This window comes from Pseudomonas sp. Pseu.R1 (assembly GCF_045764065.1).
Taxonomy (GTDB): domain Bacteria; phylum Pseudomonadota; class Gammaproteobacteria; order Pseudomonadales; family Pseudomonadaceae; genus Aquipseudomonas.
Genome location: NZ_JBJGEE020000001.1, coordinates 1,083,773 through 1,106,834, shown reverse-complemented (window position 1 = coordinate 1,106,834; position 23,062 = coordinate 1,083,773). Strand labels below are relative to the sequence as shown.

Annotated in this window: 23 protein-coding genes and 1 tRNA gene; 8 read left to right on the top strand and 16 right to left on the bottom strand. The window is 60.6% G+C overall.

Going from position 1 to position 23,062, the window contains the following annotated elements:
* The first annotated feature begins 96 nt into the window (after positions 1–96).
* The 3 genes from coaA (at position 97) to ACI5GA_RS05245 (ending at position 3,074) form a co-directional block, all read left to right on the top strand.
* Positions 97–1,023, top strand: coding sequence for a type I pantothenate kinase (gene coaA, locus ACI5GA_RS05255; protein WP_404630809.1), 927 nt, complete (start codon positions 97–99; stop codon positions 1,021–1,023).
* A gap of 198 nt (positions 1,024–1,221) precedes the next feature.
* The gene (locus ACI5GA_RS05250) at positions 1,222–1,803 is read left to right on the top strand and encodes a TetR/AcrR family transcriptional regulator (RefSeq protein WP_404630807.1); all 582 of its coding nucleotides are present in this window, start codon (positions 1,222–1,224) and stop codon (positions 1,801–1,803) included.
* A gap of 47 nt (positions 1,804–1,850) precedes the next feature.
* Entirely contained in the window at positions 1,851–3,074 is a 1,224-nt protein-coding gene (locus tag ACI5GA_RS05245; protein ID WP_421422045.1) for an MFS transporter, read from the top strand.
* A gap of 156 nt (positions 3,075–3,230) precedes the next feature.
* On the opposite strand, the gene ACI5GA_RS05240 is transcribed toward ACI5GA_RS05245, so the two are convergent.
* The 4 genes from ACI5GA_RS05240 to ACI5GA_RS05225 form a co-directional block, all read right to left on the bottom strand.
* Positions 3,231–4,067, bottom strand: coding sequence for a PhzF family phenazine biosynthesis protein (locus ACI5GA_RS05240; RefSeq protein WP_421422043.1), 837 nt, complete (start codon positions 4,065–4,067; stop codon positions 3,231–3,233).
* A 121-nt stretch (positions 4,068–4,188) separates the two neighbouring features.
* Positions 4,189–4,677: an N-acetylmuramoyl-L-alanine amidase gene (locus ACI5GA_RS05235; protein WP_404630801.1), complete on the bottom strand. Its 489-nt coding sequence runs from the start codon at positions 4,675–4,677 to the stop codon at positions 4,189–4,191.
* A gap of 115 nt (positions 4,678–4,792) precedes the next feature.
* Positions 4,793–6,514 carry an acid phosphatase gene (locus ACI5GA_RS05230; protein WP_421422040.1) on the bottom strand — a complete coding sequence of 574 codons (1,722 nt, stop codon included), beginning with the start codon at positions 6,512–6,514 and terminating at the stop codon, positions 4,793–4,795.
* Between the two features lie 208 nt (positions 6,515–6,722).
* The gene (locus ACI5GA_RS05225; protein ID WP_421422039.1) at positions 6,723–7,493 is read right to left on the bottom strand and encodes a substrate-binding periplasmic protein; all 771 of its coding nucleotides are present in this window, start codon (positions 7,491–7,493) and stop codon (positions 6,723–6,725) included.
* Between the two features lie 160 nt (positions 7,494–7,653).
* Here ACI5GA_RS05225 and dnaX point away from each other — a divergent pair, with 160 nt between their 5' ends.
* The 4 genes from dnaX (at position 7,654) to recR (ending at position 12,149) form a co-directional block, all read left to right on the top strand.
* Positions 7,654–9,804, top strand: a complete 2,151-nt coding sequence (gene dnaX, locus ACI5GA_RS05220; RefSeq protein ID WP_421422038.1) for a DNA polymerase III subunit gamma/tau — start codon at positions 7,654–7,656, stop codon at positions 9,802–9,804.
* Between the two features lie 66 nt (positions 9,805–9,870).
* The gene (locus ACI5GA_RS05215) at positions 9,871–10,197 is read left to right on the top strand and encodes a YbaB/EbfC family nucleoid-associated protein (protein WP_404630794.1); all 327 of its coding nucleotides are present in this window, start codon (positions 9,871–9,873) and stop codon (positions 10,195–10,197) included.
* Between the two features lie 251 nt (positions 10,198–10,448).
* The gene (locus tag ACI5GA_RS05210; protein ID WP_421422035.1) at positions 10,449–11,477 is read left to right on the top strand and encodes an NADP-dependent oxidoreductase; all 1,029 of its coding nucleotides are present in this window, start codon (positions 10,449–10,451) and stop codon (positions 11,475–11,477) included.
* 69 nt (positions 11,478–11,546) lie between these two features.
* A complete protein-coding gene (gene recR / locus ACI5GA_RS05205; protein WP_404630790.1) occupies positions 11,547–12,149 on the top strand; it encodes a recombination mediator RecR in 603 nt (200 codons plus the stop codon).
* A gap of 66 nt (positions 12,150–12,215) precedes the next feature.
* On the opposite strand, the gene ACI5GA_RS05200 is transcribed toward recR, so the two are convergent.
* The 12 genes from ACI5GA_RS05200 to ACI5GA_RS05145 all read right to left on the bottom strand — a co-directional run bounded on the left by ACI5GA_RS05200 (position 12,216) and on the right by ACI5GA_RS05145 (position 22,003).
* Complete coding sequence (locus tag ACI5GA_RS05200) at positions 12,216–12,764, bottom strand: adenine phosphoribosyltransferase (RefSeq protein ID WP_421422033.1); 549 nt, start codon at positions 12,762–12,764, stop codon at positions 12,216–12,218.
* A gap of 68 nt (positions 12,765–12,832) precedes the next feature.
* Positions 12,833–13,567 carry a fumarate/nitrate reduction transcriptional regulator Fnr gene (gene fnr / locus ACI5GA_RS05195; RefSeq protein WP_404630786.1) on the bottom strand — a complete coding sequence of 245 codons (735 nt, stop codon included), beginning with the start codon at positions 13,565–13,567 and terminating at the stop codon, positions 12,833–12,835.
* A 121-nt stretch (positions 13,568–13,688) separates the two neighbouring features.
* Positions 13,689–15,071: an oxygen-independent coproporphyrinogen III oxidase gene (gene hemN / locus ACI5GA_RS05190; protein ID WP_421422031.1), complete on the bottom strand. Its 1,383-nt coding sequence runs from the start codon at positions 15,069–15,071 to the stop codon at positions 13,689–13,691.
* Between the two features lie 260 nt (positions 15,072–15,331).
* Positions 15,332–16,021 (bottom strand): crotonase/enoyl-CoA hydratase family protein, encoded by a 690-nt coding sequence (locus tag ACI5GA_RS05185; RefSeq protein WP_421422029.1) that lies wholly within the window; start codon positions 16,019–16,021, stop codon positions 15,332–15,334.
* A 199-nt stretch (positions 16,022–16,220) separates the two neighbouring features.
* Entirely contained in the window at positions 16,221–16,514 is a 294-nt protein-coding gene (locus tag ACI5GA_RS05180; RefSeq protein WP_404630781.1) for a DUF6388 family protein, read from the bottom strand.
* A gap of 177 nt (positions 16,515–16,691) precedes the next feature.
* Positions 16,692–18,194 carry a purine-cytosine permease family protein gene (locus ACI5GA_RS05175; RefSeq protein WP_421422027.1) on the bottom strand — a complete coding sequence of 501 codons (1,503 nt, stop codon included), beginning with the start codon at positions 18,192–18,194 and terminating at the stop codon, positions 16,692–16,694.
* A 174-nt stretch (positions 18,195–18,368) separates the two neighbouring features.
* Positions 18,369–18,767 (bottom strand): YybH family protein, encoded by a 399-nt coding sequence (locus ACI5GA_RS05170; RefSeq protein WP_421422026.1) that lies wholly within the window; start codon positions 18,765–18,767, stop codon positions 18,369–18,371.
* A 129-nt stretch (positions 18,768–18,896) separates the two neighbouring features.
* Positions 18,897–19,325 (bottom strand): DUF4124 domain-containing protein, encoded by a 429-nt coding sequence (locus ACI5GA_RS05165; RefSeq protein WP_421422025.1) that lies wholly within the window; start codon positions 19,323–19,325, stop codon positions 18,897–18,899.
* A 67-nt stretch (positions 19,326–19,392) separates the two neighbouring features.
* The gene (locus ACI5GA_RS05160; RefSeq protein ID WP_421422023.1) at positions 19,393–19,869 is read right to left on the bottom strand and encodes a helix-turn-helix domain-containing protein; all 477 of its coding nucleotides are present in this window, start codon (positions 19,867–19,869) and stop codon (positions 19,393–19,395) included.
* A 289-nt stretch (positions 19,870–20,158) separates the two neighbouring features.
* The gene (pseH, locus tag ACI5GA_RS05155) at positions 20,159–20,728 is read right to left on the bottom strand and encodes a UDP-4-amino-4,6-dideoxy-N-acetyl-beta-L-altrosamine N-acetyltransferase (protein ID WP_404630771.1); all 570 of its coding nucleotides are present in this window, start codon (positions 20,726–20,728) and stop codon (positions 20,159–20,161) included.
* 269 nt (positions 20,729–20,997) lie between these two features.
* Positions 20,998–21,087 (bottom strand) — tRNA-Ser (locus ACI5GA_RS05150).
* 166 nt (positions 21,088–21,253) lie between these two features.
* Positions 21,254–22,003, bottom strand: coding sequence for a 3-oxoacyl-ACP reductase family protein (locus ACI5GA_RS05145; protein WP_404630769.1), 750 nt, complete (start codon positions 22,001–22,003; stop codon positions 21,254–21,256).
* A 132-nt stretch (positions 22,004–22,135) separates the two neighbouring features.
* Between ACI5GA_RS05145 and ACI5GA_RS05140 the strand changes: the two genes are divergently transcribed.
* Positions 22,136–23,059, top strand: coding sequence for a LysR family transcriptional regulator (locus tag ACI5GA_RS05140; protein WP_404631711.1), 924 nt, complete (start codon positions 22,136–22,138; stop codon positions 23,057–23,059).
* The last annotated feature ends 3 nt before the right edge of the window (positions 23,060–23,062 follow it).

Here is a 23,062-nt window from a genome sequence, read left to right as displayed (position 1 = left end):
ATGCGTGGGAAATCAAAGAAATCTGCCCGGTTTTTGGGTCAATACGATAGTCTTCGCACCATTGTCGATACCGACACCTGGATTGGAAGGCTATAGATGGCGCCTGATGACTATCTCGTAATGACCAGCAAGGAGTGGGCGGGGCTGCGTGCCAGCACCCCACTGACGTTGTCCGAAGAAGACCTGGCGGCGTTACGAGGCGTAAACGAAGATATTTCCCTGGAAGATGTCGTCAACATCTACCTTCCCCTGTCTCGCTTGATCAACCTGCACGTCAACGCGGCGCGCAACCTGGCCAGCATCAAGGACACCTTTCTGGGGCGTCCGGCCAAGAAACAGACCTACGTGGTCGCCGTGGCGGGCAGTGTTGCGGTGGGCAAGAGCACCTTCGCCCGCGTTCTGCAGGCGCTGATGGCGCGCTGGCCTGATCATCCGCGGGTCGATCTGATCACCACCGACGGTTTTCTGCACCCCAACGCAAAGCTCGCGGCGGACGACATCATGCACCGCAAGGGCTTTCCGGAAAGCTACGATCGCAAACGCATGGTCAAGTTTCTCTCGGACCTCAAGGCCGGTGTCGCGAATATCAGCGCCCCGGTCTATTCCCACATCAGCTATGACATCGTGCCGGACAAGTTTCTGGAGGTCAGCCAGCCCGACATCCTGATTTTCGAAGGCTTGAACGTGTTGCAGACCGAAGGGACCGACGGCCAGAAACCGGGCACTATCGTTTCGGATTTCTTCGATTTCTCGATCTATCTGGACGCGGATGAGGGCGACATCGAGCGCTGGTACGTTGAGCGCTTCCTGATGCTGCAACGCACCGCATTCCGGGCTCGCGGCGCCTATTTCCGTGAACTGGCCGACCTGCCGCCGGAAAAATCCCCGGACGCTGCGCGCAAGATCTGGCGTGACATCAACCGCCCGAACCTGCTGGAAAACATCTTGCCGACCCGTGAGCGCGCCAGCCTGGTCGTACGCAAGGCGGCTGATCATTCGGTCAAGGAATTGTGGCTGCGTTAACGGCTGGACATTCCCTGTAGCAGTCCGGCTTACCGACGGCCGCGATCTCGAGGGCGTCACCGCCGGCAAGCCGGACTACTACAGAGGCCTCTCGCCAATCCCTTAACGTTTCGTCGCCCGATGCAATGTCGGGCTGGCGTTTTTACAATTTGCCATTATCCTTACCGGTCAGTACAGTTCTGATTCGAGGATTGATTCATGGCGACTTCCCGCGACGCCAGCGCCAACCACCAGCGCCTGATCGACGCTGCGTCCACGCTGTTTTTCCGCGACGGCATCAATGCGACAGGCATCGCCGCCGTGGCGGAGTTGGCGGGCATGTCGAAGATGACGCTCTACGCGCACTTCGCTTCCAAGGATGAGTTGATTGTGGCGTTCCTCGACAAACGCAACGAGCGCTGGGAGGCCGCGGTGCAACAGACATTGGCCGCCAGCGACTCGCCTGACCAGAAGCTGCTCGGCCTGTTCGACCTGCACCGGCAATGGTTGCGTGAAGGAGGCCTGCGCGGTTGCCCCTATGTGAATTCCGCTGCCGAGTTCCCGGACCGTGCCCACCCAGTGCGTCAAGCCGTGGACCGGCACAAGTGCGGCGTGAAACAGCACTTGCTGGAGTTGGCGGTCATGGCGGGGCTCAAACAGCCTCAGGTGCTGGTCCGCCGACTTTTCCTGTTGTTGGAAGGCGCGTTTCTGACAGGTGCACTGGAAAACGACGACAGCGTTTTTCTGCTGGCCAAAGACCTGGCCGCCGAACTGATCGAGGCTGCTCAACCTGCGGCCTGATCCGGATCAGGGCAGTGTCTCACTCAACTCACGAAAGGATGCCGACGATGCGTATCAATGCGTTGATTGTGGTGTTGTTGACTGGATTAGTGGCCGCGACCTTCGGTTTCGGGATCTACCTGTTCTCGCAACTGGTACCGGACATGCGCGCCAGTCTGGGGTTCGACATCTCCTATGTGGGCAGCATCACGGCGGCGGGCCAGTTCGGTTATCTGATCAGTGCCTTGCTGGCCGCCTGGCTGACGGCCCGCGTGGGGGGCGGCTGGGTCATTCTCGGCTCGGGGGCGGTTTGCGCCGTTGCGTTGCTTTGGCTGTCCCAGGCGCACAGCGTCCTGCTGATCGGTGCGTTGCTGACGATACTGGCCGGTACGGCCGCGTCGGTGTTTGTGCCGATGGTCGATGTCATTGCCCGCTCGGTGGCGTTCAGATATCGCGGGATGGCCATGGGGCTGGTGTCCAGCGGCACCAGTTATGGCGTGTTCATCAACAGTCTGCTGGTGCCGATGTATGCGCCTCAGGGTGAGTGGCGGAGCGTGTGGTGGATCGTCGGCCTGATCACGATGTTGCTGGCTGTCGCGGTTGTGCTGGTGTTCAAGAAGGCCCGATTGTTCGTTTGCCCGTCTGACGCGACGACCACGAATGAGCCTACACAACGTATCGGGATTTCCGCCTTGATGCAGCCTTGGGTGCTGACTGTCTGGACCATGACCTTCCTGCTCGGCTTCTCGACATTTCCGTTCCAGAACTACCTGTCTTCCTACCTGCGCACGGAACTGAACTTCGACGTGGCTTACACCGCGCAGATCTGGGCGAGCATCGGCTTCGTGGGTATGTTCGCCGGACTCGCCGTGGGCTGGCTGTCGGACCGCATCGGTTTGCGGGTCACGATGATGCTGGTCTACATCTGCGTCGCGCTGGCTGCGTTGATTCTCGTCGTGCACCCGGCCGGTTATTGGCCATTGGTGGCAGGGGTGCTGTTCTCGGTGGCGTTCTACCCGATCTTCGGTCTGATCCCCGCCTACGTGTCGAAAATGGCCAGTAACGCGGCGTTGGCTGTGACGCTGTTTGGCGTGGCCAACATCATGCAGGGCGTGGGCGGAATGATGGGGAATTTCTGCGGCGGCTGGCTGGCCAGCGCCAATGGCTCGTTTGTCAGCGTTTATGTAGCGATTGGCGTGGTTGCGGTGGTACTGGCGCTGCTGACGCTGCGCTTGCCAGGAGAAGAACGAGCGGTTCAGAAAAGGGAATCGACGGCTGTCGCGGGGTCTTGAGGTGCTGGAGGACGCCGTAACCTGTGGGAGCGAATTCATTCGCGAGGCGTCAGTACGTCCAATACACATTCATCGCCCATGCCTATGCATCGCGAATGAATTCGCTCCCACAAAGCGATCTGTGCCGAGACATGTGCATTCGGCAGATCACCCTGGTTAAAGGGTTACAGTGCCCGCAACACAACGCTGCACATCACCGCCAACCCAGATCCGTTCGCTGATCTGTTCGACGTTGATTCGTCCGCAGTGCCCCATCGCGGTGCCTTGGCGCGCGGTATAGCGGCTCGGCGCAAGCCCCGCCGGAATCAGCCATTGAGCGAGGCTAGCGTTGAGGCTGCCGGTGACCGGGTCTTCGGCGCCCAGGTCGCCGGTAAACGCGCGCACTTCAAAGTCGGCTTCGGCATCGTGGCCCGTCCACGGCGCGATGGCGCCGACATTGAGGCCTTTGAACGCCGGGTAGTCCGGGCGAATCGCGAGCAACTCATTGCGGTTTGCGAGCATGACGGCCACCCAACCCGGGCCGTTGTCTGCCCATTGGCTGGCGACGATTTTTTCGACCGGAACGCGCAAACCGGCAGCAATGGTGTGCAACACGCCGTCCTCTACCGAACCGCTGCGCATCAGTGGCGGTGCAGAAAACGCCAGGCGCGAGCCATTGCGGCGAATTCGTACCAGCCCGGCGCCACATTCCTGAACGATCTCGTCGCCCTTGGCGACGCCGCCGTTGTCGAGCCAGACGAAGCAACTGCCCAGCGTCGGATGACCGGCAAACGGTAATTCGCGTGTGGTGGTGAAGATGCGCACGCGGTAATCGGCGTCCGGGTGCGTGGGACGCAGTAGAAAGGTGGTTTCGCTGAGGTTGGTCCAGCGTGCGAAAGCGGCCATTTGCGCGTCAGTCACATCGTCGGCGGCGCTCACGACGGCCAGCGGATTGCCTTCGGTGGCCGCGCTGGAAAAGACGTCGACTTGCTGGAATTTCAGTGTCTGGGGCATGGCACTCTCCTCAATTGTGCAGTAGGGCGCGGTCACTCTAGGCAGCAGTGGCCGCGCTGTACATGCACAGATCCCCACTCAATTTCGGCAAATGTGTGTGGTCAGGCGAGTGCTTCAACGCTCATCGGTTTTGCGCGAGCCAGGTCGCGACGTCAAAGCTCGGGCACGCCTTGATGAACTCGTCGGGGGTGATCTTTCCATCGTTGTTCAGGTCGGGTGACAAATCCCGATGGCCCAGAACGCGCGTGGTGGGGTACCGGCTGCGCAGTTGCCGCAGTAATGCGCGCAAGGCTGCAAATTGATGGGCGGTGAAGTTGTTTTCGGGTTTCCCTGCGGCGTTCACGCCGCCGACGAGGCAAACGCCGATGGAGCTTGCGTTGTGCCCTTTGACGTGGGCGCCGATGGCGGTTTCAGGCCGACCGGCTTCAACCTCGCCGTTGCGGCGAATGATGTAGTGATAGCCCGCGGTGTCAAAGCCCCGCTGGCGATGCCATTGGGTGATTTCTTTGACGCCGATGTCTTGTGTGGGACGGGTCGCCGAGCAGTGTACGACCAGCAGTTCAGTGGCCGTGCGATGTTTCGGAATGTAGGAGGGGGATGGTGCGTTCATGGTGCTGCTTCCTTGCAGAGTGAATGAGGCTCTGAAGGAATATGTTCCAGGCGGGCGGGTCAACCGGGCAAACGTTGCAGAACGTCTCGGAAACGTTCTGCAACGCAGGGCTCAGTCAGGCGGGGAAGTGCAGCGCGTTGGTGAGATCGCCCATCGGGGCCTGCCCGCGCGCGGCCATGGCGTCGTCCCGTTCCTTGAGGCCATCGAGCTTTTCCAGGCCGTGGACGCGGGTGATCAGTCGCAGGATCGACGCGGTGTCGTAGACCGTGTGATCCACCGTTCCCTTGCGGGCGAACGGCGACACCACGATGGCCGGAATGCGTGTACCGGGTCCCCAGCGATCACCTTTCGGTGGCGCGACGTGGTCCCACCAACCGCCGTTTTCATCGACCGTGACGATGACCACCATGTTCTTCCATTGCGGGCTTTCACGGAGGATCTTTATGGCGCGGTCGATGTGCCGATCACCGGCGGCGACGTCGGCGTAACCCGCGTGCATGTTCAGGTTGCCCTGCGGCTTGTAGAACGTCACCGCAGGCAGCTTGCCCGCCTGGGCGTCGGCGAAGAACTTGTTGGTGCTGAAGTCATCGCCCAGACCACCGTCACGCAGACGCTTGTTGCGCTCGGCAGGGTTCTGCGGGCCTTGCTGTTTGAAGTAGTTGAATGGCTGGTGGTGGTACTGGAAGTTCGGGATCTTGGGGATGCCCGCCGAATCCTTGTACTCGTCCAGCGTGACTTGCCAGGCGCCGGCGTACCAGGCCCAGTCGACGTTCTTTTTCGATAGCTTGTCGCCAATGTGGTCGTGGCTTTGCGGCACCAGCACGTTGGCCAGATTGGGTTGCGAGTAGTCCGGTTTTTCCTTGTCACGCAGCCAGGTCGGCCAGTAGGGCGGGGCCATAGTGTTGACGGCGTAGCCATCTGGCGTCAGGGCGCTGGGGCCGAACTGGGGTGGGCCGGACATCGCGCTGGCCGGGGATTTTTCCAGTGGCTTGAGGCGGTAATCCAGCGGGTCGCTGCTTTCCAGCGTGGCAATCTGGGATTTGGCCGCAGAGTTGGCCGCGTCCGGGTAGAACGGGACCTTGGCCGAGATCAGGTACTGGTGATTGAGGAACGAACCGCCAAACGCGCCCTGGAAGAAGTTGTCGCAGAGCACGAATTCTTTAGCGACGTCCCACAAGCGCAGGGAATACTGGCTCTGGGCGTAGTAGCCCATGGGCAGGCTGCCGGAGTCGGCCCAGGCCACGAAACCGTCGTTCTTGCCGCCGTTGATCTGCATCTGGTTCTGATAGAACACGTGCCACAGATCGCGAGTCACCACACCCAGTGGCAGGTCTTCACCGCTCGGCCCTTTAAGCGGGAAGGGCGCGTTGGGCAAATTTTCCTGATATTGCACGCCAGTGGCGTAGGTGACGCCGTCCAGACTCTGCGGGCCGATCTGGCACACGCCACCCCAACAGGACGGCAGGTATTCCAGCACCTCGCCGTCGCGGTCCTTTTGCCGGTAGTCGTCCGGCTTGACCGCCGAAAGCGGCTTTTCCACCCCCGGAAAATTCGCGAACAAGTTGTTGAAGCTGCGGTTCTCGGCGTAGATCACCACGATGGTTTTGACGTTGTCGTGCAATGCCTTGTCCAGCGCATGGCCGCTGAGGGATGTGTCCAGCGTGGCGGATTTGCCTTTGCCCATCGATTCACTGGCGGCCACGACATTGCTCAGCGTGGCCCCCGCCCCCAGCACGGCAACACCACCGAGGAAGCGACGACGGCTGGTGTCGGTAGGGGAGTCGCTGGAGATGTCGCTGGCGGATGGCTGGTTTGGATCTTGGGGTGTGTCGCTCATCACGGCTCCTGCTCGCTGACCGAAAGGTGTTACCAATTATGTCGACGGAGCCTAATCCTGCAATGTGACGGTATTGCTACAGCGCTGAGAGCAGCGAATGTGAGCCCTTACGTTGATCCGCATGGTGCGCTCGGCTCTGTGGGGCAGCATCGGACCTGTGGGAGCGTTCACCCGAGACAGAGCGGTGTGGGCTACCGTAAGACCCCGATCACGGTGCCGCAGGTCCGTCCGCTGGCAACCCGGACACCGTGTTATAGCGGCTCATGATCCGGTCGATCTCCCCGGACATGCGCATGCGCAGCAAAATTCGCATCAGCTTTTGCGCCGGAATGTCGGTGTCGTTGCGCACGATGCAACCCACCGGCTGTTCGTCGATGACTGCCACGCCGCGCAGTTTCTGGTCTTCCGGCAGGTTGCGGTTGAACCAGTCGAGCGACCATTGATTGCCGACCGCGTAGCGATAGCGATGGATCTGAAGTTTTTGCAGGACCTGGACTTCACTACGGGCATCGTCGCGGGTGAGCCGGTGCTGGTCGAACGCGGTTTGCAGGGTGGGGTAGGCGTAACCCAGGACGGTGCCGATGGTCTCACCGTTCAGGGAGTCGGGCGTTCGCGGGCTCGCATTGTCCGGTGTGCTGATGAGCAGGTCGCGCTGGATCAGCAGCGGCAGGCTCCAGGTGTAATCGCCGGACAAATTGGGCATCCACGATTGCGCCGCATAACAGCGCACGTCAATGCCGCCGCGCTCCAGGGTGCGTTGCACGCGCTGGATGGGCACCACGCGGTATTCCGCTGACAGGTTCGCCTGAGCAGCCATGCTTTGCATGATGTCGAAAATGATGCCACTGGTAGGCTGATGGTCTTCGATCTGCACCAGAGGCATTGCCCAGGCGTCGGCGATGGAGAATCGCAACGGCGCCTGACCTGCCTGAACGGCCCCACTCAATAGCCACACGGCGCTCAACGTCAACAGACGCATTCAAGTCCCTCATACGAGCCTGGCGAAGCGATTGGGCAGTGATGGCATTCTAGCGTCAGATTGTTTCTATGCGTGTTTTCATATTGATCGCGCGGATGCAATTTTGCCCCCGCTCCGCTAGGATTAGCGGTCTTCCGCAACCCAGTCGCGACGGTTTTCAATGAGTTATCAGGTTCTTGCACGTAAATGGCGTCCGCGCTCGTTCCGCGAAATGGTCGGCCAGACCCATGTGCTCAAGGCCTTGATCAACGCGCTGGACAGCCAGCGCCTGCACCATGCCTATTTGTTCACCGGCACGCGCGGGGTCGGCAAGACCACCATCGCGCGGATCATCGCCAAATGCCTGAACTGTGAAACCGGGATCACCTCGTCGCCCTGCGGCGAGTGTTCGGTGTGCCGCGAGATCGATGAAGGGCGTTTCGTCGACCTGATCGAGATCGACGCCGCGAGCCGCACCAAGGTCGAAGACACCCGCGAACTGCTGGACAACGTGCAGTATGCGCCGAGCCGTGGCCGCTTCAAGGTCTACCTGATCGACGAAGTGCACATGCTCTCCAGCCACTCGTTCAACGCCTTGCTCAAAACGCTGGAAGAGCCGCCGCCCTACGTCAAGTTCATTCTGGCGACCACCGACCCGCAGAAGCTGCCTGCGACCATCCTGTCGCGCTGCCTGCAGTTCTCGCTGAAGAACATGACCCCGGAAAGGGTAGTCGAGCACCTGACTCACGTACTGGGCGCCGAAAACATTCCGTTCGAAGACGACGCGCTGTGGCTGTTGGGCCGCGCCGCCGACGGTTCGATGCGTGATGCCATGAGCCTGACCGATCAGGCGATTGCCTTCGGTGAAGGCAAAGTGCTGGCCGCTGACGTACGGGCGATGCTCGGCACGCTGGATCACGGCCAGGTCTATGACGTGCTCACGGCGCTGATCGACGGCGATGCCCGCGCATTGCTGGAGGCCGTGCGTCACCTGGCCGAGCAGGGGCCTGACTGGAATGGCGTACTCTCGGAAATTCTCAACGTGTTGCACCGCGTGGCCATTGCTCAGGCGCTGCCGGATGGTGTCGACAACGGTCATGGCGATCGCGAGCGCGTACTGGCGCTGGCCCAGGCGCTGCCTGCCGAAGACGTGCAGTTCTATTACCAGATGGGCCTGATCGGTCGTCGCGACCTGCCGCTGGCGCCGGATCCGCGCGGGGGCTTCGAAATGGTCCTGCTGCGCATGCTGGCCTTCCGCCCGGCGGACAGCGATAACGCACCACGACAGCCGTTAAAGTCAGTGGGGATCAGCCCGGCCACGGCTGATTCCCAAAAAACGGTGGCCGGTGCGGCATCTGTTGCGCCGGCCCCGGCGTACATTCCGGTCCCGGTTGTGCCTGTCGCGGAGCCGCCCGCGCCTGTTGTCGCTCACGTGCCTGCGCCTGTTGCAGCGCCCGTGCCTGAGCCAGTCGATGAGGCCGATCTGCCCTGGAATGAACCCAAGTCTGCGCAACCTGCCCGGATCGAGGCGCCTGCGCCGGAACCCGAGTACGAGCCTGTTGCCGCCCCGGTCGTGGAAGAGGTTCCGGAACCGGTGCTCGACACCGTTGCCGAGCAGCCGGAACTGACGCCGATGCCCGCGCCTGCTCCGGCCAGTCCTGTGCCGGACGCCCCGGAAATCGAGTCACAGGAGCAGCGGCAAGCGGCGGCCGACGTGGTGACGCCAGGCATGCTCGAACACGTGCCGGACGCCGTGCCTTATGTGCCTGCACCGATGGAGCGCGACGACGAGCCACCACTAGACGACGACTATTACGAGCCGGATGTCGACATCGACCCGGCCTCGTTCGCCTATCTGGACGATCTGGCCCACGATACTGTCGAAGCGGTGGAGAAAGAGCCTGAATTGCTGCCCGCTGCCAAGCCTGCCACGGGCCTTGCGGCGGACTGGCTGGAACTGTTCCCGAAACTGCCGATTTCCGGCATGACCGGCAACATCGCCGCTAACTGCACGCTGATCTCGGTGGAGGGCGACAACTGGTTGTTGCACCTGGACCCGGCCCACAGCGCACTGTTCAACGCCACGCAACAGCGCCGTTTGAACGAGGCGTTGAACCAATATCATGAACGCACCCTCAACCTGACCATCGAGCTGATCAAGCCCGAGCAGGAAACCCCGGCCCAGGCAGCGGCTCGTCGGCGTGCCGACCGTCAGCGGCAGGCAGAGGCGTCGATCAACAGTGATCCGTTCATTCAGCAGATGATGGAACAGTTCGGCGCGTTCATTCGCGAAGACACCATTGTCCCGGTGGATGCTGCCGTAACCCCTTAATGACCGCGAGGCGCTAAGCTCAACTGGCGCCCCGCAATGACCCATCGACTTTCGAGGAGAACTCCCATGATGAAAGGTGGCATGGCTGGCCTGATGAAGCAGGCCCAGCAAATGCAGGAAAAAATGGCCAAGATGCAGGAAGAGCTGGCCAATGCCGAAGTGACCGGCCAATCGGGCGCAGGCCTGGTGAGCGTGGTGATGACCGGTCGTCACGACGTCAAGCGCGTCAGCCTGGACGACAGCCTGATGCAGGAAGACAAGGAAATCCTCGAAGACCTGATCGCTGCCGCCGTGAACGACGCCGTACGCAAGATCGAGGCCAACAGCCAGGAAAAAATGTCCGGCATGACCGCTGGCATGCAACTGCCTCCGGGCATGAAACTGCCGTTCTGATTGAGCGGCTGTTGCTACACCCCAAATGCCAGGCCTCGCGCCTGGCATTTTTGTTTTTATCTTGTGACGCGCGCGTAATCTGTGGGAGCCGGCTTGCTGGCGAAGGCGCAAAGCCAGTCAACTGAGCCATAACTGACCACCGCCTTCGCCAGCAAGCCGGCTCCCACAAAATCGGCATCCGGCAGAACTGCCGTTAGCTGCAACAGTCTGCTTTCTATAATCCGCTCTGCTCAGCCAAGGAGTTTTCCGTCATGCCACAAGAATTGATCCTCAACCAGCGTATCGTGCTGGCCTCCCGCCCGCAGGGCGCGCCGACGCCGGAAAACTTCCGACTTGAGCGCGAGGCGTTGCCCGACTTGCAAGACGGGCAGATTCAACTGCGCACGCTCTATCTTTCCCTTGACCCTTACATGCGCGGTCGCATGAGCGATGCGCCGTCCTACGCGCCGCCGGTCGAAATCGATGCGGTGATGGAAGGCGGCGCGGTAAGTGTGGTCGAACAATCCCGCCATCCGGCGTTCAATGTGGGCGATCTGGTGGTGGGGCAGACCGGTTGGCAGAGTCACAGCATTTCCGATGGCAAGAACCTGCTGCCCGTGCCCAAGGACTTGCCCAGCCCCTCGATGGCGATGGGTGTACTGGGTATGCCCGGCATCACGGGCTACATGGGGCTGATGCACATCGGCCAGCCCAAGGCGGGGGAGACGCTGGTGGTGGCTGCGGCGTCGGGTGCGGTGGGTTCGGTGGTCGGTCAAGTGGCCAAGCTGCATGGCCTGCGAGTCGTGGGGATCGCAGGCGGCATCGATAAATGCCGCCATGTCATCGATGAGCTGGGTTTCGACGATTGTATCGACCATCGCAGCGAGCATTTCGCCGAGCAGTTGAGCGAAGCCTGCCCCAGTGGTATCGACATCTATTTCGAGCTGGTGGGCGGCAAGGTGTTCGAAGCCGTCATCCCGTTGCTCAATGAGCATGCGCGGGTGCCGCTGTGTGGCGTGATCGCGCAGTACAACGCCCAGCGCCTGCCGGACGGGCCGAATCATCTGCCATTGCTGCTGCGCACGCTGCTGACCAAGCGGGCGAGGATTCAGGGCTTTATCGTTTACGAAGAGTACTACCACCGTCTGGATGAATTCATGCAGGCCATGGTGCCGCTGGTGAAGGAGGGCAAGGTCAAGTTCCGTGAAGACGTCGTCGAAGGGCTTGAGCACGCGCCGGACGCATTCATTGGTCTGCTGGAAGGCAAGAACTTCGGCAAGCTGGTGGTCAAAGTGTCTTGAGCCTGATTTGACGCTTGCCAGAGGCGCGGGTATAAACCGCGTCTCGTGTTTTCGTGAGATTTTTCCTCGATGAGCTTCAGCCCTCTGATTCGCCAGTTGATCGACTCCCTGCGCATTTTGCCGGGCGTCGGTCAGAAAACCGCTCAGCGCATGGCCTTGCAGTTGCTTGAGCGTGACCGCAGTGGCGGCTCGCGGCTGGCGCAGGCCTTGAGCCAGGCCATGGAGGGCGTCGGTCATTGCAAACAGTGCCGCACCCTGACTGAAGACGAACTCTGCCCGCAATGCTCCGATGTTCGTCGCGACGACACCTTGCTGTGTGTGGTGGAAGGTCCGATGGACGTGTATGCCGTCGAACAGACTGGCTACCGCGGGCGTTACTTCGTGCTCAAAGGGCACCTGTCGCCGCTGGACGGTCTGGGACCTGAGGCCATCGGAATTCCGGAACTGATGGCGCGGATTGAGGCGCAGGGCACGTTCGCCGAAGTCATCCTGGCCACCAACCCGACCGTGGAAGGTGAAGCCACCGCCCATTACATCGCCCAGTTGCTGACCAACAAAGGCATCGTCACCTCGCGTATCGCTCACGGTGTTCCCTTGGGGGGCGAACTGGAATTGGTCGATGGCGGCACGCTGGCGCATTCGTTTGCGGGGCGCAAGCCGATCAAGCTTTGACGGGCGACTCAAATCTTTTGTAGCAGTCCGGCAAGCCGGACTGCTACAGAGAAACGTGTTGGCGGTTTACTTATCCGTCAACGCAAACTGCGTCAGGCAGAACGTCGGGATTTCCATGTCTTCCAGGCGCTGGGAGCCGCCCAGTTCGGGCAGGTCGATGATCGCGGCCGCTTCGTGGACTTTGGCGCCCATGCGGCGAATCAGGTTGGCCGCGGCGATCAGGGTGCCGCCGGTGGCGATCAGGTCATCGAACATCACCACCGAGTCGCCGTCGCACAGGCTGTCGGCGTGGACCTCCAGAAACGCCTCGCCGTATTCGGTCTGATACCCTTCGGCCAATACGTCGGCAGGCAACTTGCCCTGTTTGCGGAACAGCACCAGCGGCTTGTTGAGTTCATAGGCGATGATCGAGCCGATCAGAAAACCCCGCGCATCCATCGCGCCGACGTGGGTGAAATCCGAGTCGATATAGCGCTGCACAAAGCTGTCGATCACCATACGCAGGGCCTTGGGCGACTGGAACAGCGGGGTGATGTCGCGAAAGATCACGCCAGGCTTGGGAAAATCCACCACGGGGCGGATCAGGGATTTGAAGCTGAATTCGTCGAAAATCATCGAAAGGGTCCTGGCAGGCAACGCGCACAAAGAGCGTAGTTTAAGCCTGCCCGGACCTGACCGCCATATCAGCTTTCCAGCGAACCGCCCGCCAGCGCGCACAACTGGATCGGGTCCAGAATATGGATTTCCTTGCCTTCGGCGGCGATCAGTTCGTTCTGCTGAAAGCGCGTGAATACCCGCGAGACGGTTTCCACTGCCAGCCCCAGGTAGTTGCCGATTTCATTACGCGACATGCTCAGGCGGAACTGGTTGGCGGAAAAGCCCCGGGCGCGGAAACGCGCCGACAGGTTGACCAGGAAGGTGGCGATGCGCTCGTCGGCAGTCTTTTTCGACAGCAGCAACATCATTTGCTGGTCGTCGCGAATCTCGCGGCTCATGACCCGCATCAATTGCCGACGCAACTGCGGCAATTGCACCGACAATTCGTCCAGACGCTCGAAGGGGATTTCGCAGACTGACGTCGTCTCCATCGCTTGAGCGGAGACAGGGTACGCTTCAGCGTCCATGCCTGACAGGCCGACCAGTTCGCTCGGCAGGTGAAATCCGGTGAGCTGCTCTTCGCCGCTGTCGCTGAGGCTGAAGGTCTTCAGGGCGCCAGAACGCACGGCGTAGACCGAATCGAAGCCATCGCCCTGACGGAACAGAAACTCGCCTTTTTTCAGCGGACGGCCACGTTTGACGATCTCGTCCAGTGCGTCCATGTCTTCCATGTTCAATGAAAGCGGGAGGCACAACGGGGCCAGGCTGCAGTCCTTGCAGTGAGCCTGGGTGTGAGCTCGCAGTTTGACTGGCTCAGACATCGGGGTAATTCCTTGTGAGAAAACACACATCAGTCGTAAGGGTAGCCCAGGGCCTGTCCCTACGACCAGCACGCGCCCTCCGTGGCGTGAAAATGATTCCTGCCGTCTTCGCGGAAATTTCCTAAATAACTCGGGAAAAACGCTGACGATTTTGTAGGTCCAGGTACGCGTCGAATACCATGCACACCGAGCGCACCAATAGCCGCCCGGCCGGTGTGACCTGAATGCCGGTGGCATCCAGATGAATCAGGCCATCTTTGGCCATGGTGAGCAATTTCGGCCAAATGTCGTTGAAATAGCCACGAAAGTCGATGCCGAACGCTGTCTCGATGGCGGTGAAATTCAGGGTGAAATGACAGATCAGCTGTGAGATCACCGCGCGGCGAAGGCGGTCGTCGGCGTTGCACATCAGGCCGCGCCGGGTGGCCAGTTGGTCGCCACCGAGCAGGTTCTGATAGTCGTTCAGGTCGCTGCTGTTCTGCGCATAAAGGTCGCCCACCTGACTGATGGCGGAAACGCCCAGACCGATCAGGTCGCAGTGGCCGTGGGTGGTGTAGCCCTGAAAGTTGCGTTGCAGCGTGCCTTCTTCCTGCGCGATGGCCAGGTCGTCGTCGGGCAGGGCGAAATGGTCCATGCCGATGTAGCGATACCCCGCGCCAGTCAGTTGCTCGATGGTGCGTTGGAGCATTTCCAGCTTGTGTTCGGCGCTCGGCAGTTGCGCGGTGTCGATGCGCCGTTGTGGCATGAAGCGTTCCGGCAGGTGCGCGTAGTTGAACACTGACAGGCGATCGGGCTGCAACGCGATGACTTCCTCCACGGTGCGGGCGAAACCTTCGGGAGTCTGTAGGGGCAGACCGTAAATCAGGTCGATGTTCACCGAGCGGAATTGCAAGGTGCGCGCGGCTTCGACGATGGCGCGGGTTTCCGACAGGCTTTGCAGGCGATTGATGGCGCGCTGCACCATCGGATCCAGGTCCTGCACGCCGAGGCTGACGCGATTGAAGCCCAGCTCGCGCAGCAGGCCCATGGTCGACCAGTCGGCTTCCCGGGGGTCGATTTCAATGCTGTAGTCCCCGGAGTGTTCGTCCAGCAGGGTGAAGTGTTTGCGCAGGTGGCCCATCAACTGCCGCAGCTCGACATGGCTGAGGAAGGTCGGCGTACCGCCACCGAAATGCAGTTGCTCGACCACCTGACGCTCGTCGACATGGCAGGCGATCATCTGGATTTCCTGCTCCAGACGTTGCAAGTAGGCCTGCGCACGGCCACGGTCCTTGGTAATCACTTTGTTGCAGGCGCAGTAGTAGCAAATGTTGGCGCAGAAGGGGATGTGCACGTAGAGCGACAACGGGGCCACCGATTTGCGGCTTTCACGCAGCGCGTGGAGCAGATCGAAGGCGCCAACCTGAGGGTGAAATTGCACCGCAGTGGGGTAGGACGTGTAACGCGGTCCTGTCAGATCGTGGCGGCGGATGAGATGAGAGTCCCAACGAAGGTCGTCGAGCATGCGGGCATTCCCGAAAAGGCTGGCGGTAAAGGCAGTTTAGGGAAGGCGTGGGTGAGGTTTATTGATCTGGGTCAAGGTTGAGAGGGGCGGAGTTGATCGTGCTTCGGAGGCTGGTCAACCGCTTTCGCCAGCAAGCCGGCTCCCGCACTGTTCCCGTGTCGAGCTATGAACTCAGGACTGGCGAAGATTCTGTGGGGGCTGGCTTGCTGGCGATAGCGGTGAAGCGATCAGCATCGAAATGACGGGTTCAAAGCGGTTGCTCAGAACAAATGCTGACGATCCAGCTCGATCGCCTTGTCCAGCGTTTCAAGGAACGCCTTGCGCACCTTGAGTTTGGTCTGGTGATGAGCCTTCATGTTGATCTTCTTCAATTGCAGGGCCACGGTCCGTGCCGTGTCGGTCAATTCTTCCGGGGCCACGATCTTGTCGAGGAAACCCGCCTGCACAGCGCCTTTGGGGTCGTACATTTCGCCGTTGATCACCGAGCGGCCAAAGGCGCGCTTGCTCAGGCGATCACGGGCCAGTTCGATCCCGGCGTGGTGCATGGTCATGCCGATCTGCACTTCGTTCAGGCCAATGCTGAACGGGCCTTCAACGCCGATGCGGTAGTCCGCCGACAGCAGCAGGAATGCGCCTTTGGCCACGGCATGGCCGGTGCAGGCGACGACGATGGGGAAGGGGTGCGAGAGCATGCGACGGGCCAGGGTGGAACCGGCAGCGACCAGGTCCATCGCCGCTTGCGGGCTAGAGGTCATGATTTTCAGGTCATAGCCGCCCGAGAGAATGCCTGGGCCGCTGGTGATGATGACCACCGCGCGGTCTTTTTCAGCCTGATCCAGCGCGGCATTGAACGCGGCGATGACCTCGTTGCTGATAGCATTGACCTTGCCGTTGCTCAGGGTCAGCGTGGCGACGCCGTCGTCCAGTTGATACGCGACCAAATCACTCATGGAGCGAGTCCTTTTTTGTTGTGAAGTGGCGCAGACGTTACCCACCCGCACGAGCAAGGTAAAGCGCTAAGGGTGACCGGCAAGTCAGGGGCTTCAAGGCATCTGGCGCTTTTTATAGCAGTCCGGCTTGCCGACGGCAGCAGTCTCGCAGCCAATACCAGAAAGCCGGACCGGCAGCCGGTACAACGACGGCAGAAGGCTACTCCTCGACGTCATTCAACTCGCGGTACTCGTCCCACTCCATGCCCAGTGCATCGGCCGCCTCTTTGTGGGCCGCCAGGCGCAGCGTCTTGAGCTGTTCCGGGCTTTCTGCGATGAATTGCAGCGCCAGATCCCAGGTCGGGATGCCCAGGTCCTCGGCTTCGTCTTCGAAAGCCCAGAGAATCTGTTGCTGTTGCTCCTTGGGGTCCAGTTCCTTGATCTCGTCCTGAAGGGTGGGGTTGGTCACGATGTATTTCGCCAAGGCAGCTTCGGTCCAGTCGTTTGCGTTCATGCGAGGAAATCTCCAATAGGGCGAGCTGACAATTTCTAATTTTAGGGTGGCTAACGTGAAGGACGATTGTGCGGGATGTCATGGGTTGATGCCACCCGCCGATGCGCCGCCGGTCGTGCTTACAAACGAAAAAGGCCCGTTGAGACGACGAGCCTTCTGGTTATAGCTGATTTGTGCTTAGCCGATAGTCATCGGCTTTTTCACATTGCGATGCGCATTGCTGCCCAGCAGCGGATGAGGGCCGTGGTCGCCATAAACACCCACCGGTTCGGGGAAGGTGCGCAGCAGGGTGACGTACAACAGCGCAGCCAGGCCCAGGGTGATCGGCAGACTGATGTCGATGCCACCCGCCAGATTCCCCAGCGGGCCGACAAACTGCCCCGGCAGGTTGACGAAGCAGAGGCCCACTGCCGCGCTCGGAATCCAGGCGCCCAGACCGCGCCAGTTCCAGCCATTTTCGAACCAGTAATGGCCGCCGCTCTGACCGCGGGTGAACACCTGCAGGTCTTCGGGGTGGTAGAAGCCGCGACGGATGATCAGGCCCAGCACCATGATCACGATCCACGGCGAGGTGCAGGTGACGATCAGCACCGCGAAGGTCGACACACTCTGCACCAGATTGAAGGCGAAACGGCCGATGAAGATGAAGGCGATGGCCGCGACGCCGATCAGAATCGTCGCTTGAGCGCGGTTCAGCAGGCGCGGGAACATGCTCGACATGTCCAGACCCGTGCCGTACAGCGATGTGGTGCCGGTGGACATGCCTCCGATGATGGCGATCAGGCACACGGGCAGGAAGAACCAGCTCGGCGAGACCGCCAGCAGGCCACCGACATAGTTGTTGTCGGTGATGTACTGCGGTGCTTGCGTGGCGACAATGGTGGCGGTGCACAGACCGAACAGAAACGGGATCAAGGTGCAGACCTGCGCCAGGAACACCGAGGCCATGATGCGTTTTTTCGAGGTATGGCGCGGGATGTAGCGCGACCAGTCACCCAGAAACGCGCCGAACGACACCGGGTTGCTCATCGCCAGCAACGCTGCGCCGATAAACGCTGCCCAGAAGCCTTCGCTGCCCTTATTCACGGTGCCCGCGAACCCTGCATCGAAGCTGCCGCTGAAGGCGAAAATACCCAGCAAGAACAGAAGGCTGGAGGCGAAGACTGCAACCTTGTTGACCCACAACATGAAGCGGAAGCCATAGATGCAAACCACCAGCACCAACACGGCGAACACGCCGTAGGCGATGGCCAGTGTCAGGTCGTTTTCCGGCAGGCCGGCCATGCGCTTGGCGCCGCCGATCAGCGCATCGCCCGAACTCCAGACCGAGAGCGAGAAGAACGCCACAGCGGTGAGCAGCGACAGGAATGAACCGACGATCCGCCCGTGCACGCCGAAATGCGCGCCCGAGGACACGGCGTTGTTGGTGCCGTTGAGGGCGCCGAACAGGCCCATCGGCGCGAGGATGATCGAGCCCAGGACGATGCCCAGAATGATCGACCAGACGCCCGCCTGGAACGACAATCCGAACAACACCGGAAAGCTGCCGAGTACCGCCGTGGCGAAGGTGTTGGCGCCGCCGAAGGTCAGGCGAAACAGGTCGATGGGCGAGGCGTCGCGCTGATCGTCCGGGATTTGTTCGACACCGAACGTTTCGATGCTGGTGGTGGGTTGTGACATGACGGTTTCCTGCGCGCTGTCGTGTTGTTATGAGGCTCTGCACCCGAGGGGCTGGCCCGTTTTGTTCGACCGGAACGTGTCCGGTCGTGGCGTTGGCAGTGGTCGGTAAGCCGACCGAAAGAATTGAAGCGTTTTGGTTGTTATGAATGAAGCCGCCCGGCGTGCTCGCTCGGGTCAGTCCGGTTGTGCGGACAGATGTTCGTGACAGGCCAGCCAGCGATTGCCGTCGTGGCGAAAGACGATGGTTTCACGTTCCTGAAACTGATTTTCCTCGGTGCCAAAGCGTACCCGCGTGGCGACATCGTGCATGAAGATCGCCACATTGCCTTGCAGATTGATGTGGGCATTGCTCGACTGGCAATCGAGCACGGCGAAACCGTCGGCCTGCCAGCCATTCCACACCTCACGATAGGCGGCACGGGACAGCAGTGGGGCGGGCAGGGTGTAGAACAGAAACGTGGCGTCTTCGCTGAAGGCGGCGAAATAGGCTTCGGTATCGTTGCTGGCAAACGCGGCCACCAGATCGTTGGCGGCTTGCTGAACGTGCTCTTTGCGATGTGCGGTGGAGGTCATGGCCGTCTCGTTGTTGTGATTCTGGCGATGGGGCATGACTTTAAGCAGCTCTTACATCCGGTAACATCGTTGCCGATAAATATTCAGTTCAGAAATTTTGGAAGTAAAGGCAGCGGTCGATTGCTGTCCTCAATGGCCGTCTGACTTGAACAGGCTGCCCTTGACCGGCTGGCGGACCCTCCCGCCGGACGGATCGAAACAGGCGCTGTTGTAAATCGGCGCCACGCATGTGGAGGGCACCCCAGGCGGTGGCGGACGAATGGCCTGCATGTGGTCGGAGATTTCTTTCTCGTTGGTAATGATGATTCGGCGACGTCGGCTGACTTGCAGGATGTCGGTGGCATTCTTGTTGACCCGATCCGGGAAGTCGGCCTCCTCCCAATCGCTGGACAGCCGTTGAGCCGGGCGCTGTGGCATCGTTTGACCCATGTAGTCCGGGCACGGTGTCGAGGCAAAACTGACCTTGCCGTCATGGCTGACGCACTTGAACACGTCGCCATGGCTCATGGCGCTCACGCTCAACGTGAGCGCCGCCAGTGCGATTGCCGATCCTTTCATTAAAGCCCTCCTCAGGTGGCGCAAGGCTACCACTTAGCGAGAAGGGCTGTCAGCGAAGGCGGGCGCCTCAATGGGCTTTGTAAGCGGATTTCTGCACGCGGGACAACGCCAGCGCCACAAACATGTCGGCATCGCCCTGCAGCACTCGCAGGTGATCTTCGACGTGATCACTGACTTCAGGTTGCTCTCGCGAATCGATCAACCTCGTCACCTCACACAGGGCGTTGGCAGTGACCCAGAGGCTCTGGCGCAACTGGCTGATGATTTTCACCACGCTCTCGGCGCTGTCGCAATCCTCATCATGGGGCAGCGACGGCAGGGTCGGCATTTCCAGTCGATTGTTCGAGTCGATGCCTGTGATCACGCGGCTGATATCGACCCCTGCCGCCGCGATGCGAAACAGGTAGTCGGCCCTGGGCAGGCGCTGCCCGCTTTCATAATGGCCCTGGGCATTGGCTTCCACGCCTCCAATGGCGCCGAGTGCGCTTTGCGTAAGCTTCAGCCGTTTCCTTTCTTGTCTCAGACGTTTGCCAATACTGTTCATTACCTACTCCTGCGAAATCCGCGCCCTGGCTTTGGTGTCAGTCGAGCGCGCAATGGGGGCTGGAATACGGGCGGGGTCATCGAGTATCGAACGAGCCTCGTACTAAGTGGCTACTCCAAAGGTAGAAGCAACGCATAGACATTAGCTGGTCAATTGGCGGGATGACGGGGTTTCCGATGTTCTGCGGTAAGTAAATGAATTAAATCGTGAACTCGTAGGAATAATCTGACGAGTTGGATAGGTCATCCCTCCGAATGGATGGATAAATGCTCAATTGTCGCGGGGTGAATCAAGGCGTGACGGGACGATCCTGGGCATTCAAACGGGTGATCAGCGGCACCATCTCGGGTCGGCGCGCTTCCCATTCCTCTTGAGTGATGCCCAGCAGTACAACATTCACCCGGCTGCCTTCCTTGATGATGTTATGGCGCCGGACGCCTTCGATCTTAAAGCCGAACTTCTGGTGCATCTTGATGACGGCCGCGTTCATCTCCAGCACTTCGCAGTTCAGTTTTTCAAGTCCGGCTTCATTGAACGCGTGATCGAGCATCCAGAACTCCACCAGGCTTCCAAGGCCTTTGCCGCGCAGCCGGGTGTCGAGGTAGAACGCCCAGTCGGCGGTTTTCTGCGTCGCATTGATCGCACTCAGCGATACGACCCCCGCCAGTTCGCCGTCGCGCATTGCCGCGAACACGGATTGCCGAGGGTTGCCCTTCAACGAGCGCAGCCACTGTTCGTGCTCCTGCGGACTGATTTCGTGGGAGGTGTACATGAATTTGCGCACTTCCTCCTGATTGCGCAGGGTGCGCACGGCAGACTGGATTGACGGGCTGGCTTCGATCAGTGGCAGGAACTGCATGGGATGACATCCTTGGATCGGCGAGGGCGAGGGGGATGATAGCGTGGTGGCGACTTCTGTGCCTTCATGGCCGGATGCACATCATCGTGGGAAATGCCCGAGCAGTACCCCGGTTGCTGGGGAAGGCGATGGGTCAGTCGATGACGATGGTGATCGGATGCATTGGTCGGTAAGTCGGCTCCTACCGGACCGCCGGTTGCAGGATGAGCCTAAAAACGAAAAAACCCTGAATTCTCAAGGAATCTCAGGGGTTTCGTTTACATCGAATATGGCGGTGAAGGAGGGATTCGAACCCTCGATACAGTTTCCTGTATACACACTTTCCAGGCGTGCTCCTTAAGCCACTCGGACACCTCACCGTATCTCGCTAGACGTTCAGTCTGTCGAGGCGCGCTAATGTAGTCGAAAGCTTCGGCGAACGCAAAACTTTTTTTCAGAATTTTCATGCGCTTAAGCAAAAAAGTGCAAAGCCCTCGGGTTCCTGGTGGAACGCGAGGCTTGATGCAACGGCAGTCGACGGAGGGATCAGGCGCCAAAGCCGCCGTCGATGGTCAGGCTCGAACCTGTGACGTAACCCGCCTCAGGGCCTGCGAGGTAGGCGACCATGGCGGCGATTTCGTCCGAGCGGCCGTAACGCGGCACAGCCATCAGGCCCATCAGGGACGCGGCGAAATCGCTGTCGGCCGGGTTCATGTCGGTGTCGACCGGGCCGGGCTGCACGTTGTTGACGGTGATGCCGCGTGGGCCGAGGTCGCGGGCCAGGCCTTTGGTCAGGCCCACCAGCGCCGATTTGCTCATGGCATACACGCCGCCACCGGCGAAGGGCATGCGGTCGGCGTTGGTGCTGCCGATGTTGATGATGCGGCCGCCTTCTTTCATGTGGCGTGCAGCTTCCTGGCTGGCGATGAACACGCTGCGTACGTTGATGGCCAAGGTCCGGTCGAAGTCTTCGAGGCTGAACGCTTCCAGTGGGCCAATGGCGAGGACGCCTGCGTTGTTGACCAGAATGTCGACCCCGCCGAAGGCTTCGACGGTTTTCGCCACGGCGCTGCGAATGTCCTGTTCTTTGGCGCTGTCGGCTTTGATGGCCAGTGCTTTACCGCCGACTGCGGTGATGCTGTTCTGCAATTCCCGGGCTTTGTCTTCGGAACTGACAAAGGTGAAAGCGACCGCTGCGCCTTGCTCGGCCAGACGCTTGACGATGGCCGCGCCGATGCCGCGCGAACCGCCTTGTACTAGTGCTGTTTTACCGCTGAGGTTGGTTGGGTGAGTCATGTCAGTCTCCTGTAAGCCTGCACATTGATGTGAGCCAGTGAGTGGATGGGCGTCAGTATCCGTCGATGATTAGGTTCTCGGTAGCCAGTAATCGCTATAGTCTGTGTAAACCAAAAGTTGTGAATGAGTGCGATGGAAAACTTCAGCAGCATCGAGTGCTTTGTCCGCAGTGCCGAGGTCGGCAGCTTCGCCGAAGCCGCACGCCGTCTGAGCCTGACGCCTGCCGCGGTGGGCAAGAGCGTGGCCAAGCTGGAAGCCCGACTGGGCGTGCGGCTGTTCCAGCGTAGTACGCGGCGGCTGACCTTGACGGAAGCCGGGCAACGATTTCTCGACGAGGTGCGCGCCAGCTTCAATACCATCCAGAACGCCGTGGCCAATCTGGCCAGCGCCCAGGGCAGTCCGGCAGGGACGCTCAAGGTCAGTGTCGGGACGATTTTCGGCTGCTCATACGTAGTGCCGCTGCTGGGGGAGTTTCTGCGGCGCTTTCCGGCGATCACGCCAGACTGGCATTTCGATAACCGCCAGGTCGATCTGATCGGGCAGGGCTTCGATGCCGCCATCGGCGGTGGGTTCGACTTGCCCCAGGGGGTCGTGGCACGCAAGCTCGGCCCGGCCCATCGGGTGCTGGTCGCCGCGCCTGACTGGCTGAGCGCCCACCCGCAGGTTCATCATCCTGACGATCTGCGCGAGTGCGACGGGATTCTGATCCGCTCGCCACAGACCGGGCGCATTCGTTCATGGCCGTTGACCCACCGCAATCACGAGCAGACCCCGCTGCGTCTGAAGGTGCGCATGACCATGAGCGATTCGGAAGCGGCATGTCGCGCGGCGATTCAGGGCCTGGGGGTGGCGCTGGTGAGCATGCCGTTTGCGTTACCTTACCTGCGCAGCGGCGCGTTGGCGCGGGTGCTGCCGGACTGGTACGTCGAGGACGGCCACTTGTGCATTTATTACAGCGAGCACAAGTTGCTGCCCGGCAAGACCCGAGCCTTCGTCGATTTCATCATCGAGCAGTTTGCCGAACAGCAGTGGGCGCGGCATTTCAGCGCCATTTGAACA